This window comes from Streptomyces flaveolus, from assembly GCF_000716535.1.
Taxonomy (GTDB): Bacteria; Actinomycetota; Actinomycetes; order Streptomycetales; family Streptomycetaceae; genus Streptomyces; species Streptomyces flaveolus_A.
Genome location: NZ_JNWV01000012.1, coordinates 1 through 13,528, shown reverse-complemented (window position 1 = coordinate 13,528; position 13,528 = coordinate 1). Strand labels below are relative to the sequence as shown.

The 13,528-nt window shown below is 72.4% G+C and carries 14 protein-coding genes; 6 read left to right on the top strand and 8 right to left on the bottom strand.

Going from position 1 to position 13,528, the window contains the following annotated elements; all coding sequences use genetic code 11:
- Window positions 1-194: 194 nt before the first annotated feature.
- Genes ehuA through ehuB form a run of 4 tightly spaced genes read right to left on the bottom strand, consistent with a single transcriptional unit; the run spans window position 195 to window position 3,175 of the window.
- Window positions 195-977 (bottom strand): ectoine/hydroxyectoine ABC transporter ATP-binding protein EhuA, encoded by a 783-nt coding sequence (gene ehuA, locus OO52_RS14585; protein ID WP_030650929.1) that lies wholly within the window; start codon window positions 975-977, stop codon window positions 195-197.
- A complete protein-coding gene (gene ehuD / locus OO52_RS14580) occupies window positions 967-1,617 on the bottom strand; it encodes an ectoine/hydroxyectoine ABC transporter permease subunit EhuD (protein ID WP_030650927.1) in 651 nt (216 codons plus the stop codon). The genes ehuA and ehuD overlap by 11 nt, the downstream gene beginning before the upstream one ends.
- The gene (gene ehuC / locus OO52_RS14575; protein ID WP_030650923.1) at window positions 1,614-2,261 is read right to left on the bottom strand and encodes an ectoine/hydroxyectoine ABC transporter permease subunit EhuC; all 648 of its coding nucleotides are present in this window, start codon (window positions 2,259-2,261) and stop codon (window positions 1,614-1,616) included. The genes ehuD and ehuC overlap by 4 nt, the downstream gene beginning before the upstream one ends.
- On the bottom strand, window positions 2,261-3,175 hold the full coding sequence (gene ehuB / locus OO52_RS14570) for an ectoine/hydroxyectoine ABC transporter substrate-binding protein EhuB (protein ID WP_030650920.1): 915 nt from the start codon (window positions 3,173-3,175) through the stop codon (window positions 2,261-2,263). The genes ehuC and ehuB overlap by 1 nt, the downstream gene beginning before the upstream one ends.
- A gap of 47 nt (window positions 3,176-3,222) precedes the next feature.
- On the opposite strand from ehuB, the gene OO52_RS14565 reads away from it, so the two are divergent.
- On the top strand, window positions 3,223-3,717 hold the full coding sequence (locus tag OO52_RS14565; protein WP_030650918.1) for a DUF3830 family protein: 495 nt from the start codon (window positions 3,223-3,225) through the stop codon (window positions 3,715-3,717).
- On the opposite strand, the gene OO52_RS14560 is transcribed toward OO52_RS14565, so the two are convergent.
- Entirely contained in the window at window positions 3,698-5,104 is a 1,407-nt protein-coding gene (locus OO52_RS14560) for an amidase (protein ID WP_030650915.1), read from the bottom strand. The genes OO52_RS14565 and OO52_RS14560 overlap by 20 nt on opposite strands.
- 28 nt (window positions 5,105-5,132) lie before the next feature.
- The gene (locus tag OO52_RS14555) at window positions 5,133-6,086 is read right to left on the bottom strand and encodes a D-2-hydroxyacid dehydrogenase (RefSeq protein WP_030650912.1); all 954 of its coding nucleotides are present in this window, start codon (window positions 6,084-6,086) and stop codon (window positions 5,133-5,135) included.
- A gap of 138 nt (window positions 6,087-6,224) precedes the next feature.
- Between OO52_RS14555 and OO52_RS14550 the strand changes: the two genes are divergently transcribed.
- From OO52_RS14550 to OO52_RS14535, 4 genes are all read left to right on the top strand, one after another.
- Window positions 6,225-7,010 (top strand): maleate cis-trans isomerase family protein, encoded by a 786-nt coding sequence (locus OO52_RS14550; RefSeq protein ID WP_030650909.1) that lies wholly within the window; start codon window positions 6,225-6,227, stop codon window positions 7,008-7,010.
- Window positions 7,007-7,738 carry a maleate cis-trans isomerase family protein gene (locus OO52_RS14545; RefSeq protein WP_030650906.1) on the top strand — a complete coding sequence of 244 codons (732 nt, stop codon included), beginning with the start codon at window positions 7,007-7,009 and terminating at the stop codon, window positions 7,736-7,738. The genes OO52_RS14550 and OO52_RS14545 overlap by 4 nt, the downstream gene beginning before the upstream one ends.
- Window positions 7,739-7,865: 127 nt before the next feature.
- Window positions 7,866-8,234, top strand: a complete 369-nt coding sequence (locus OO52_RS14540; protein ID WP_030650903.1) for a hypothetical protein — start codon at window positions 7,866-7,868, stop codon at window positions 8,232-8,234.
- A 111-nt stretch (window positions 8,235-8,345) separates the two neighbouring features.
- Window positions 8,346-8,903 (top strand): bifunctional DNA primase/polymerase, encoded by a 558-nt coding sequence (locus OO52_RS14535; protein ID WP_078966015.1) that lies wholly within the window; start codon window positions 8,346-8,348, stop codon window positions 8,901-8,903.
- On the opposite strand, the gene OO52_RS14530 is transcribed toward OO52_RS14535, so the two are convergent.
- The gene (locus tag OO52_RS14530) at window positions 8,890-10,140 is read right to left on the bottom strand and encodes a M6 family metalloprotease domain-containing protein (RefSeq protein ID WP_030650900.1); all 1,251 of its coding nucleotides are present in this window, start codon (window positions 10,138-10,140) and stop codon (window positions 8,890-8,892) included. The two genes, OO52_RS14535 and OO52_RS14530, sit on opposite strands and share 14 nt — an antisense overlap.
- 330 nt (window positions 10,141-10,470) lie before the next feature.
- On the opposite strand from OO52_RS14530, the gene OO52_RS14525 reads away from it, so the two are divergent.
- On the top strand, window positions 10,471-12,273 hold the full coding sequence (locus tag OO52_RS14525) for a putative bifunctional diguanylate cyclase/phosphodiesterase (RefSeq protein ID WP_030650899.1): 1,803 nt from the start codon (window positions 10,471-10,473) through the stop codon (window positions 12,271-12,273).
- Here OO52_RS14525 and OO52_RS14520 read toward each other — a convergent pair.
- On the bottom strand, window positions 12,252-13,349 hold the full coding sequence (locus OO52_RS14520; RefSeq protein ID WP_030650896.1) for an LLM class flavin-dependent oxidoreductase: 1,098 nt from the start codon (window positions 13,347-13,349) through the stop codon (window positions 12,252-12,254). The genes OO52_RS14525 and OO52_RS14520 overlap by 22 nt on opposite strands.
- Window positions 13,350-13,528 lie beyond the last annotated feature (179 nt).

The following is a 13,528-nucleotide window of genomic DNA, read 5'->3' as shown; positions in this document are numbered from 1 at the left end:
GCCACGACCCGGGTCGGCGGATCGTCTCCACGATAGCCGTCAAAGAGGCCCTGCGGAGAGGGGGTTGCGAGATTGCGCCCCGCGCGTCCGTGCCGCCAACCGGGGCGGAAACCCGCTGGCATATGCCACAGTCATGCCCCAGGGGACGGACCTCGGCTCTTCCGCTCCGGACCCGGCACGCACGGGGCCGCGCTTCACAGCACCGCGCTGATGAATTCCCGGGTGCGCTCCCGCTCCGGGTCGCCGAAGATCTTCTCCGGCGGCCCCGCCTCGATGACCCGGCCCGCGTCGAACATCAGGACCTGGTCGGAGATGTCCCGGGCGAAACCCATCTCGTGGGTCACGCACAGCATCGTGATGTCCGTGCTGCGCGCGATGTCCCGGAGCAGGTCGAGCACGCCCGCGACCAGCTCCGGGTCGAGCGCGGAGGTCACCTCGTCCAGCAGCAGCACCTGGGGCCGCATCGCCAGCGCACGGGCGATCGCCACCCGCTGCTGCTGCCCGCCGGAGAGCCGGGTCGGCTTCGCGTCGCACTTGTCGGCCAGGCCCACCAGGTCCAGCAGCTCCCGGGCCCGCGCCTCGGCCTCGTCCTTGGACAGCCCGAGCACCCGGACCGGCGCCTCGGTGAGGTTCCGCAGCACCGACATGTTCGGGAACAGGTTGAACTGCTGGAACACCATCCCGATCTTCTTGCGGACCTCCCGGACCTGCTTCTCCGGCGCCGGGAACAGCCGCTGCCCGTCCACGGTGATCGTGCCCGCGTCCGGCTTGGCGAGGGTCATCAGCAGTCTGAGGATCGTGGTCTTGCCCGAGCCGGACGGGCCGATCAGGGTGACGTGCCGGCCCGCGTCCACGGACAGGTCGAGGCCGTCGAGGACGGTGTTCTCCCCGAACCGCTTGGTCACGCCCTCCAGGCGGATCAGCTCGGTCGGCAGGGTGCCGGTCGTGGCCGGCTGCTTGCGGGTCTCAACGGACAAGGCGTCGCTCCAGGGTGCGCAGACAAAGGGAGGCCAGGTAGGAGACGACGATGAAGGCGATCCCGATCACCGTCAGGGGCTCGGTGAACTGGAAGTGCTGCTGGGAGACGAGCCGCGCCCGGCCCAGCATCTCCAGCACACCGATGGTCATCAGCATCGGCGTGTCCTTCAGCATCGCGATGACGTAGTTGCCGAGCGGCGGCACCACCCGGCGGACGGCCTGCGGCAGGATCACCGCCGTCCAGGTGCGCCGCACCGGCAGGCTCAGCGCCGTCGCGGCCTCCCACTGGCCCGCCGGCACCGCCTCGATGCCGGCCCGGTAGACCTGCATCGTGTACGTCGAGTAGTGCAGCCCGAGCCCGAGGACACCGGTGGTCAGCGGGGACAGGGTCACACCCGCCTCGGGCAGCACGTAGAACAGGAAGAAGAGCTGCACCAGCAGCGGGGTGTCCCGTACGAACTCCGTGAAGACCCCCACCGGCCAGCGCACCCACCGGGTCGGCGTCCGCAGCAGCAGCGTCCACACCAGGCCCAGCGCGAACGAGATCAGCGACCCCAGGGCCAGCGCCTCCAGGGTGACGGCCAGACCCTTCCAGAAGTACGGCAGGAAGTCGGTGACCGCTGTCCAGTCCCAGGTCATCGGGCCACCTCCGCCTTCAGCCGGCGCTCGAGACCGCGCATCCCACGGGTGAGCAGGAAGGCGATCACGAAATAGATCAGCAGCAGGTACGCGTAGATCTGGCCGCTCTGCTGGAGGGCGAGGCGGACCAGGTTGCCGCTGAACGCCAGGTCGCCCATGCCCGTGATGGACACCAGCGCGGTGCCCTTGAGCAACTCGACCAGCAGGTTGGAGAAGGACGGGATCATCTCCGGCACCGCCTGCGGCAGCAGGATCAGCCGCAGCCGCTGCCAGGGCGAGAAGCCGAGCGCGATCCCGCCCTCCCGCTGCGCCGGGTCCACCGCGGCGAGGGCACCGCGCACGATCTCCGCGCCGTACGCGCCGTAGGTGAGGCCCAGCGCGAGCGTGCCCGCCCACATCGGTACGAGCTGCCAGCCGAAGGCGACCGGCAGCACGAAGAACACCCAGAAGATCATCACCAGCGCCGACGTGCCGCGGAACACCTCGGTGTAGAACGCCGCGACGAAGCGGACGAGCCGCGACCGGTGGGTGCGCGCGGCACCGGCGACGAACGAGACCGCGGCGGCGAGCAGCGCGCTGTACACCAGCAACTGCACCGTGGTGCCTATGCCTCGGAGGACGAGTTCCCAGAGTCCCGCAGTCATCAGCCGCACAACTCCTTCGCGGTCAGGGTCGTCATCTCGGCCTTGGTGAAGCCGAAGGGCCGCACGATCCGGAACAGCTCACCGCTGCGGCGCAGCTTGTGCAGCTCGGCGTTGAACGCGTCGCGCAGCCGGGTCTCCGTCGGCCGGAACGCGAACGCGCCGCCGTCCACCTTCGGTTTGCCGTCGACGAGCGCCACGAACGGCTCGGTCGACTCGGCCTTGGCGGAGCCCCGGGCGACGAGCCGGGCGGTGACGGCCGTGGCCGCGAACAGGTCGACCCGCCCCGACTCCACCGCGTTCAGCCCGGCGACCTGGTCGGGGACGATGACGAGGTCGTTCTCCCGGTAGCCGGCCTCCACGGCGTGCTGGATCTGCGCGTACCCGGTCCCGGTGGCCACCTTGGCGTGTCTGCGCAGCGCGTCCGCGTAGGTGCGCAGGCCCAGCGGGTTGCCCTTGCGGACGATGAAGGCGTCCGGCATCTGGTAGTCGGGGTCCGCGAAGATCACCTGCTCGCAGCGGTCCGGGGTGACGTACATGCCCGCGGCCACCACGTCGAACTGCTGCGACTTCAGTCCGGGGATCAGCGAGCCGAACTCCGTCGGCACCGGCTGCACCCGGTCCACGCCGAGCCGCTTGAAGACGGCCTTCGCCAGCTCCGGTGCCTCTCCGGTGAGTTCGCCGTCCTTGTCGATGTACCCGAAGGGGATCTCCCCGGCGATCCCGAGCCGTACGACACCCTGCGCGCGCAGCCGCTCCAGCAGATCGCCGCCGTTCTTCCCGGACGCCGACGCCACCCGGGTGCAGCCCGCCGCGCCCAGCGCGCCGAACGCGGCGAGACCCGCGAGCACCGAGCGCCGGGTGTGTCTGTGTTCCGACCGGATGGTGTGTACGTCGTTGCCAAGTGGTGGAGCCATGGCGGCGCGGCTACCCAAGCGGAATCGGGCTATGCACCCTGGTTTTCATGGCCGAACGATTCGTCACCGTCTCGCTGAACCGGCGGGATGTGCACTGCACGGCACGACTGTTGGACGACCGCGCGCCCCTGACCTGCGCGGCAGTGTGGGAGGCACTGCCGCTCGCGGGCGACGTCTACCACGCCAAGTACGCGCGCAACGAGATCTACGCCCTCTTCCCGCCCTTCGCCTCCACGGAACCCCCACTGGAGAACCCGACGGTCACCCCGATCCCCGGCGATCTCTGTTACTTCTCCTTCGCCGGCACCGAACTGGGCACGCGGGCCTACGGCTACGACCGCGAGGTGCGCCCCGGCGCCACGGTGGTCGACCTCGCCCTGTTCTACGAGCGCAACAACCTGCTCCTCAACGGCGACGTCGGCTGGGTGCCCGGCATCGTCTGGGGCCAGATCACCGAAGGCCTCGACCGCATGGCCGAGGCCTGCACCGACCTGTGGCGCGCCGGGGCGGCGGGGGAGGTGCTCAGTTTCCGGCGGGCGTGACCTTCCCGGAGAGGGGCAGGCCGGCCTCGTACATCGCGTGCGCGGCCCGCAGCACCAGGTCGTCCCGGTGCCGGGCGGCGACGAGTTGCATGCCCACCGGCAGCCCCTCCCCGTCCACCCCCACCGGCACGCTCGCCGCCGGCTGCTGGGTCAGGTTGAACGGGTACGTGAACGGGGTCCACCCCGTCCAGCGGCGGGACAGGCAGCCCCTCGGCACCTCCAGCCCCGCCTCGAACGCCGTCAGCGGCAGCGTCGGCGTCACCAGCAGGTCGTACCGCTCGTGGAAGCGGCCCATCCGCCGGCCGAGGGCCATCCGGACGTCGACCGCGGCCAGGTACTCCAGCGCGCTCGTCCGGGCGCCCTGCGCGCAGATCTCCCGCAGACCCGGGTCCAGCAACTGCCGGCGGCGCGGGGAGAAGTTCTGGGTCAGCCGGGCCGCGCCGCTGAACCACAGGGTGTGGAAGGCGTCCACCGGGTCGCTGAAGTCCGGGTCGGCCTCCTCCACGTACGCCCCCAGGTCCGCGAGGGCGGCCACCGCGCGCCGTACCGCCGCGGCGACCGCCGGCCGGACCGCCACCTGCCCGCCCAGCGTCGGCGAGTACGCCACCCGCAGCCCCCGCACCCCGCCCCGCAGCGCCTGGGTGAACGAGCCCGGCGCGGGCGGCAGCGCCGACCAGTCGCGCGGGTCGGGCGTGCCGATCACATCGAGCAGCAGGGCCGCGTCGGCGGCGTCCCGGGTCATCGGCCCGGTGTGCGACAGCGTACCGAAGGCGCTCGCCGGATACAGCGGCACCCTGCCGTACGTCGGCTTCAGCCCGAAGATCCCGCAGAACGCGGCCGGGATACGGATGCTGCCGCCGCCGTCCGTGCCCAGCGACAGCGGGCCCGCGCCGAGCGCGACGGCCGCCGCGCTGCCGCCGCTGGAACCGCCCGCGGTGCGCGTGGGGTCGTACGGATTGCGGGTGATCCCGGTCAGCGGGGAGTCGGTGACGCCCTTCCAGCCGTATTCCGGTGTGGTCGTCTTGCCGAGGAACACCGCGCCGTGCTCGCGCAGCCGGGCGACCGGGGGCGCGTCCTCGTCCCAGCTCCCCTGCTCGGAGATGGTCCTGGAGCCGCGCAGAGTGGGGTGGCCGCGCAGCAGCAGGATGTCCTTCACCGTCACCGGCACGCCGTCGACCAGCCCGGCCGGCTCACCGCGCAGCCAGCGCGCCTCCGACTCCCGGGCCCGGGCGAGCGCGTCCTCCTCGGTGAGCCGCACGAACGCGTTCACCTCCGGCCCGCTCCGCCGCGCCCGCTCAAGCGCCTGTTCGGTCACCTCCACCGGACTGAACTCGCCCTTGCGGTAACCGTCGAGGAGCCGGACGGCGGTCAGGTCGGTGAGCTGCATGCACCCTCCAGGGGTCGGTGACAGACCTTCAGTGACCGGGCACGTAACCACGCGTCTTGTCGACCACGTTCGGCAGAGATCTGCCCGCCGCCCACCGCTCGTACAACTCCACGAACTGGGCGCCCAGCTCGTCCCGCCAGCCGACCGTGTCGCCGCTCATGTGCGGGGACACGATCAGCCCCGGCAGCTCCCACAACGGGCTGTTGGCGGGCAGCGGTTCGGTGGCGAACACGTCCAGGGCCGCGCCCGCGATCCAGCGCCGGGCCAGCGCCCGGGCGAGGGCCTCCTCGTCGACCAGGCCGCCCCGGCCGACGTTCACGAAGAACGCCGAGGGCTGCATCACGCCGAACCGGTGCGCGTCGAACATGCGGTACGTCTGCTCGGTCAGCGGAGCCGCCGCGATCACCCAGTCCGCGCGGGAGATCAGCCGGTCCAGGTCGTCCGGGCCGTGCACGCCGGTCCGCGGCACCCGCCCGACCAGCGCCGTCGTCACCCCCAGGGCCTTCAGTGTCCGGACGATCGCCCGGCCGATCGGGCCCGAGCCGACCACGCACGCGCGCGTGCCCGCCACCCGCCGGGTCTCCCGGTGCCGCCAGACCCGCTCCCGCTGGTGCTCCAGGGTGCGCGGCAGATCCTTGGCGGCCGCCAGCACCAGGGCCGCCACGTACTCCGCGATCGGCTGGTCGAAGATCCCGCGCGCGTTCGTCACCACCGTGTCCGACGCGGCCAGCTCCGGGCACATCAGATGGTCCACGCCGGCGCTCGCCGTGTGCACCCAGCGCGGCCGGGGCCCCTCGCCGGGCCACGCCTGCCGCACCGCGTCCGAGGTGAAGTCCCACACCAGCAGCACGTCCGCGCCGGGCAGCCGCTCGGCCAGGTGCGCCGCGTCCGTGCGCACGATCCGGGCACGGCCGGTGAGGCGGCCGAGCCGGGGCGGCGGGTCGGCGTCGAGGACCACAACGGTGGGGACGGTCGGCGTCATGCGGGGCGGCTCCCGGCGTCTGACATGCGCGGATTATGCGCGGATTGACCACGCTCGCACCCGAACCTACCTTCGTCAACACGGGCGTACCCACGATCCGTTGCCCACTCGTCTCCCAGCGTGAGGCCGGTGCCAGCCATGGACGTCTCCTTTCTCGGCGGCCCCCGCCCCCAGCTCGGCGTCGGCGTGGTGGCCCCCTTCGACTTCGCCCTCGACCGGGAGCTGTGGCGCTGGGTGCCCGACGAGGTCTCGCTGCACCTGACCCGGACCCCGTTCGTGCCGGTCGAGGTGAGCCTGGACCTGGCCCGGCTGGTCAGCGAGCACCAGACCCTCGGCGAGGCGGTCCGCGCGCTCACCGCGGTGGCCCCGGAGGTCGTCGCCTACGCCTGCACTTCCGGCAGCTTCGTCGGCGGGATCGCCGGGGAGCGGGCGATGTGCGCGGCGATGACCCTGGCCGGCGCCCTGCCCGCGCTGACCACCTCGGGCGCCCTGCTGGAGGCGCTGACCGAACTGGGCGCCCGCCGGGTCGCGCTGGTCACGCCGTACACGGTGTCCGTCACCCGGGCCCTGGAGCAGTACGTCGCCGAGGCCGGCGTCCAGGTCACCGGCCGCGCCTACATGGGGCTGACCCGGCACATCTGGAAGGTGCCGTACCGGGACGTCGTCGCCATGGCCCGCCGGGCGGCCCGCCCCGGCTCCGCCGACGCCCTCTTCCTCTCCTGCACCAACCTGCCGACCTACGACGTCATCCCCCAGCTGGAGGCGGAGCTGCGGATGCCGGTGATCTCGGCCAACCAGGTCACGATGTGGGCTGCGCTGCGCCGATTGGGTACCCGGGCCGTGGGGCCTTACCAGGCGCTGCTGGACGCGGCCGCCCGCGCATGGCCCGTACTGCCCGAAGAGACGCAGGAAGGCTGGACATGACCGCACTCGGATTCCTCTACCCGGGCCACTCCGCCGAGGACGACTATCCACGCATCGAGCAGCTCCTGGGCAGCGACATCCGGGTGGACCTGGTCCACACCGACATCGGCGAGGACGCGCACCGGGTGGACGCGCTGCGCGAGATGGGCTCCGCCGACCGGCTCGCCCAGGGCATGGAGGGGCTGCGGCTGTCCGGCGTCGAGGCGGTGGTGTGGGCGTGCACCAGCGGCAGCTTCGTGCACGGCTGGGAAGGCGCCCAGGAGCAGGTGCGCAACCTGGCCCGGCTGGCCGGGATGCCGGCCTCGTCGACGTCCTTCGCCTTCGTGCACGCGGCCCGGGAGATCGGCGTACGACGGGTCGCCGTCGGCGCGACCTACCCCGAGGAGGTCACCGCGCTGTTCGCGGAGTTCCTCCGGGCCGGCGGCCTGGAGGTGACCGGCGCGCGGTCCTCGGGGATCGTCACGGCGGCGGAGGTCGGCACCTGGGGGGAGGAGGACGTGCTGACGCTGGCACGCGCGGCGGACGCCGTCGACGCGGAGGCCGTCCTGCTGCCGGACACGGCCCTGCACACCGCCGCGCACCTCTCCCTCCTGGAGAAGGCCCTGTCCAAGCCGGTGCTCACCGCCAACCAGGTCACGGTGTGGGAGGGCCTGAGGCTCGCGGACCGCCGGGTGAACGCGCCGACCCTGGGCACCTTGTTCACCCGGCAGCCGCTGGTGCAGGTGTAGCCCCGGGCTCCTCCTGCGGACGTGGCGCGCCCGGGTGCTCGTGGGTGCCTCTTGCGCCGGCGCGGGACAATGGACGGTGGCCCACCTGAAGGCGGCGCCCACCGACCGTACGAGGAGGAGACAAGACATGGCGGAGCCCACGCCGCGTCGTCACGAACCGCGGCTACGCCCCGCGCCCCTGCTCTTCGAGCCCGGGGAGGCGGCCGCCGATCCGGAGCACTTCTTCGCCCTGGAGTCGATCGAGGACCCGCGGGCGCTGCTCGCCCGCGCGACGGAGCTGACCCAGGCGTTCCGCGCGGCCGCCGACCGGGCCGTGGAGTTCCAGGCCATCGCGGCGGCCCAGCTCGCCGACCCGCGCCGGTTCGACCGGCTGACCCCGGCGGACATCGCCGAGCGGGCGGAGTGGACGGAGGACTACGCGAAGAAGATGGTCGAGTTCGGGCGGGACCTGATGCGGGGAGAGGGCGAGGGGCGGACGACCGCCGACCCGCTGTAGCACTCGCACGGCATATGCCAGGCGGGCAAGATACTCCTCCTCGCACGCCGCTGTCCCGGTTTTCGGCAACCCAGGAGAACGGTCCGCTCACTGGCTGTACACATGGGCGTCATGACCAGCGCCCCGAACGTCACCCGTGTCAGCTCCGACGGCGTCGCCTGGCTCGCCTCGGCGGGAACGTACCCCCGGAGCACCCTCGCCCTGTGGGAGGAGCGCCCGGACGCCCCGGTCGTCCTGCCCTGCGGCACCGTCTTCGACGTGGTGAGCGCCCCCACGGTCTTCGGCCGCCGCATGCTGGACCGGCTCTGGGACGAGGGCGCGGGCTCGGGCCCGGTCGCGGTGTTCCGGGGCCGGACGCTGCTGTTCGCCGCCCCGGGGACGGCCCAGCGGCTGCCCTCGCTGCTGGACTGGGAGGAGTGGGGGTCCCAGCGGGCCCGGGAGGTGCCGCCGCTGCTGTGCCACGGAGTCGGCGACGCCGTCACCGTACCGCCCTTGACCTGCGAAGATACCGGGGGCGCCGCTCGCTGGCTGGTCGCCCCGGACACCCGGCACCCCTGGCTGCCGGGGCCCGAGGTGCTGCTCTGGGCGGCCGTTCCCCGCCGTTTTCGTATACGAACCGGCCGTCGCACGGTCGGTCCCTCGCCCGGTCGGTCACTCACCCCGGCGTGATCTTCACCGTCCACGCCCCGGACGCCGTCCGCCCCTCCGCCTCCACCTTCACGCCCTGGCCGGGGACCGTGAAGCTCTCCCCGAGGGAGACCGGCGCGTCGGCGAGCGGGGCGTAGACCGAGTTCTCCCAGCAGGCCTCGGTGCGCGGGTGGGCGTCCACGACCCGGATCGGGCCGTCGCCGGACTCGGCGCCACCGCGCACCCGGTAGACCAGGATCCCTTGCCGGCAGGACACCCGGTCGTTGCCGGCCGCACCGCGCGCCTCGAAGGCGAGGGCGCTGTCCGGGCCGGTGCGCACCACGGCCAGCTTGACGCCGTGGCCGAGGCCGAAGGCGGGGGTGCCGCCCGGCCCCGGCACCGGCACGCCGGGCCCGGCCTCGAGGGGTTCCAGGGTGAGCCGGGTCGGCGCGGCGCCGCGCACGCACACCACCTGGCGCGGATCCAGCCAGCCGAGCCGCCACTTGTGCCAGGCGAACAGGTCCGGAGCCAGCCCGAACTGGCTGCCCATCAGGTCCCAGTCACCCACGTAGGTGTCCCAGTCCCCCTTGCCGTCGACCGGGCGGTGGTAGAGGTCGGGCAGGTCGAAGACGTGGCCGGTCTCATGGGCGAGAACCAGCCGGTCCGGCGGATGGTGCTCGAACACGGTGACGACCCGCCGGACGTCGGTGCCGTCGACGCGCAGGGGCGTGTCCAGGTTGACGACCTTCGTGGCGTCCGAGTCGACGCCGGGCGCGTCCGGGTCGGCGACGAGATACACGATCGGGTACCGCGAGAAGTCGACCACCTTGTCGGCCACGGCGAACGCGTCGCGCAGATAGGCGGCCCGGTCCTCCGCGTCCCAGTCCCGCCGCATGGCGTACGAGGTCGACGGGCGCGGCATGCGCAGCCAGCGTTTCAGCGGGTGCGGGCGCAGGGTGAACCTGCCGTAGGACGCCTGTGCGTAGAAGCGGCTGGTGGCCGGGAAGTGGTCGGCGGTCAGTTCGGCGGGGGTGGTGCGCGGGGCGGCGTCCGGGAAGGAGAGGAAGATCATCACGGCGTCCAGCGTGCCGGTCGGGCGGGTGTAGCCCGGGTTCCAGCTGTCGACGCCCTCCGAGTGGTGGGCCTCGGTGCGGTGCAGGGCGCAGGGCGCGGGTGAGAAGGGTTCGGCGGCCGACGGGCCGCTGAGGATCGAGGTCGCGGCGAGCGCCGACATCGTGGTGCACACGGCGGCGGTGCTGCGCAGCTTGGGCACGGACATGACCTCCGGATGCGGTTCGGGACCCGCACCCAGATTGCTGGCAATCGATGTGTTTTGCCCTGTTTACCTGCACCAGAAGGGTGAGCGCGCCCCTATTGCGCCCCGGCGCGCCCCGGCGCTCGACACCCCCGAAACACTCACGGAACGTCACAACTGGTCGGGGGCCTGAAGAACCCGTCCAGGTGCGGGCAGAAACGATCTGTCAGAACCTGTGCTCTGTCCGGGACACTGGAGACCGGCTGGAAGGGCCCGGAGCCAGCCTCTATGATCGGCACACTTTCCGGCACGGACAGGCACGGACACAGATCGAGTGCACTGCGGGAGCGAGCGGTGAGCGGAACGTCCGAAGGGCCGACGCCCGCGGCAGACCTCGACCGGTCAGCCGTCACAGACAGTCACTACACCACCTACCACCGTGTCTTCGCGACCGCCCCGCTCGCCATGGCGGTCGTGGCCCCCGAGGGGGTGGTCGTCAGCGCCAACACCGCCTTCGGTGAACTGCTCGGGACCGATCCGGACACCCTCGTCGGGCGGGTCGCCGCCGACCTGGTGGACCTGGCCTCGGACGCCCGTAGCTGGCACGCCTACCGCGAGGTGCTGCGCGGCCGGCAGGCCCGCCTGCGCTGCACCCGCCGGCTGAAGCACCCCGAGGGGCACTCGCTGTGGGTTCAGGTCACCGTCGCCCCGCTGACCGGCGAACCCGGCGTCCTGCTGTCGGTCGCCGACATCAGCTCCCGCCGCGAACTCCAGGCGAGGCTGCGGCACTTGCAGATGCACGACCCGGTGACCCGGCTGCCCAACCGCACGCTGTTCTTCGAGCGCCTGACGGCCGCGCTGGAAGCGGAGGCGTACGAGGAGAGCGGCACCGGCCGGATCGGCCTGTGCTACCTGGATCTCGACGGCTTCAAGGCGGTCAACGACACCCTCGGCCACCGCATCGGCGACCGGCTCCTCGCGGCCGTCGCCGAGCGCCTGACCCGGGTCGCCGACGAGACCGGGTACGCCCGCGCCGCCACCCCCCTCGTGGCCCGGCTCGGCGGCGACGAGTTCGCCCTGCTGGTGGAGGACTCCACCGGCACCGAACAACTCGCCGACCTCGCCGAGTCCGCGCTGAAGGCGCTGGAGGAACCCTTCGACCTGGCCGGTCAGCGGCTGTCGTTGACCGCGTCCATCGGCGTCGTCGAGCGTCACGCGGCCGGTACGACGGCCACCGGGCTGATGCAGGCGGCCGACACGACCCTGTACTGGGCCAAGGCGGACGGCAAGGCCCGCTGGACCCTGTTCGACCCCGAGCGCAACGCTCACCGGATGACCCGCCAGGCGCTGTCCTCCACGCTGCGGCCCGCGATCGAACGCGAGGAATTCGCCCTCGAATACCAGCCGTTGGTGGCCATGGAGGACGGCCGGCTCAACGGTGTCGAGGCCCTGATCCGCTGGCACCACCCGCAGTTCGGCACCTTGACGCCGAATCGGTTCATCGGACTGGCCGAGGAGGACGGCTCGATCGTGCAGCTCGGCCGCTGGGCGCTCCGCACCGCCTGCCGGCAGGCCCGCCGCTGGCAGTTGGACCACCCCGGCGAACCGCCCATCTTCGTCAGCGTCAACGTCGCCGTACGGCAGGTGTGGGACTCGGACCTGGTGGCCGACGTGGCGGAGATCCTCGCCGAGACCGGACTCGCCCCGCAGCTCCTGCAGTTGGAGCTGACCGAGTCGGCGGTGATGGGTTCGGCCGGCCGGCCGCTCCAGGCCCTGCAGGCCCTCAGCGACATGGGCGTACGCATCGCCATCGACGACTTCGGCACCGGCTACTCGAACCTCGCCTACCTCAGCCGGCTGCCGGTCTCCACGCTGAAGCTGGACGGCTCCTTCGTCCGGGGCTTCCAGTACGAGGGCGACAAGAAGGCGATCGCCCCCAACCCGGCCGACGAGGTCATCGTGGAGGCGATGATCCAGCTCGCCCACCGGCTCGGCCTGACCGTCACCGCGGAGTGCGTGGAGACCTCCGCCCAGGCCACCCGGCTGCGCCGGATCGGCTGCGACACCGGACAGGGCTGGCTGTACTCCCGTCCGGTGCCGCCGGATCGTATCTCCGAACTGCTGGGGGCGCAGGCCTACGCGGTCGGCAATCCGTAGGCGTCCGCGATCAGCTCGTAGGAGCGCAGGCGCAGTTCACCGCGGTGCGCGTGCGAGGTGAGCATCAGCTCGTCGGCGCCGGTGCGCTTGCGCAGGTCGTCCAGTCCGGCGCGGACCTCGTCGGCCGTGCCGTGCACGATGTTGGACGTCCAGGAGGCGGCGAACTCCTCCTCCATCGGGCTGAACTGGTGCCGCTCGGCCTCCTCCGGGTCGGGGAACAGGCCGGGGCGGCCGGTGCGCAGCCGGATCATGTTCAGCGCCATCGCCCGGCTCTGCCGGCGGGCCTCCCGCTCGTCGTCCGTGGCGAGGACGGAGACGCCGATGAGGGCGTACGGCTCGGAGAGGACGGCGGAGGGCCGGAAGGTCTCCCGGTACAGGTCGAGCGCCGGGACGGTGTTCTGCGCCGAGAAGTGGTGCGCGAAGGCGAACGGCAGGCCGAGCAGACCGGCCAGGCGGGCGCTGAAGCCGGAGGAGCCGAGCAGCCAGATCGGCGGCCGGTGCGGCGACTGGACCCCGCCGGGAGTGCTGCCCTGGATCGGTCCCGGGATCGCGTGGATGCGCCGGTACGGGTGCCCGTCCGGGAAGTCGTCGTCCAGGAACCGGGTCAGTTCCGCGAGCTGCTGCGGGAAGTCGTCGGCGCCCTCGTTGAGGGTGTCGGTGCGGCGCAGGGCCGCGGCCGTGGCCCCGTCCGTGCCCGGCGCCCGGCCGAGGCCCAGGTCGACACGGCCCGGGGCCAGGGCCTCCAGGGTGCCGAACTGCTCGGCGATCACCAGCGGCGCGTGGTTGGGCAGCATGACGCCGCCCGAGCCGAGCCGGATGCGGTCGGTGTGGGCGGCGAGGTGGGCGAGGATCACGGCCGGGGAGGAGGAGGCCACGCCGGGCATGGAATGGTGCTCGGCGACCCAGTACCGGTGGAAGCCGCGGGACTCCGTGAACCGGGCGAGCGCGACGCTGGTGCGCAGGGCGTCGGTGGCGGTACTGCCCGCGCCCACGGTCACCAGGTCCAGTACGGAGAGGGGGGCGGGGGCGGTACCGAGCGCGGTGCCCCGGATCTCGTCTGCCTCGTCTGCCGACACGGTGCGGGCCTCCTGATTCGAGCGTGAGCTGTCCTGAAACGCCTAACAGGAGAGAGTCCCCGCTTATTCCCGCCGACCTTTACGGCCGCCAGGGCACCCGGTGTTCCCTCAGGTGGGACAGGACCGCGTGGTGGGCCTCCCAGCCGTCCGGGGCTGTGACCATCGGCCGCCTCCGGCGG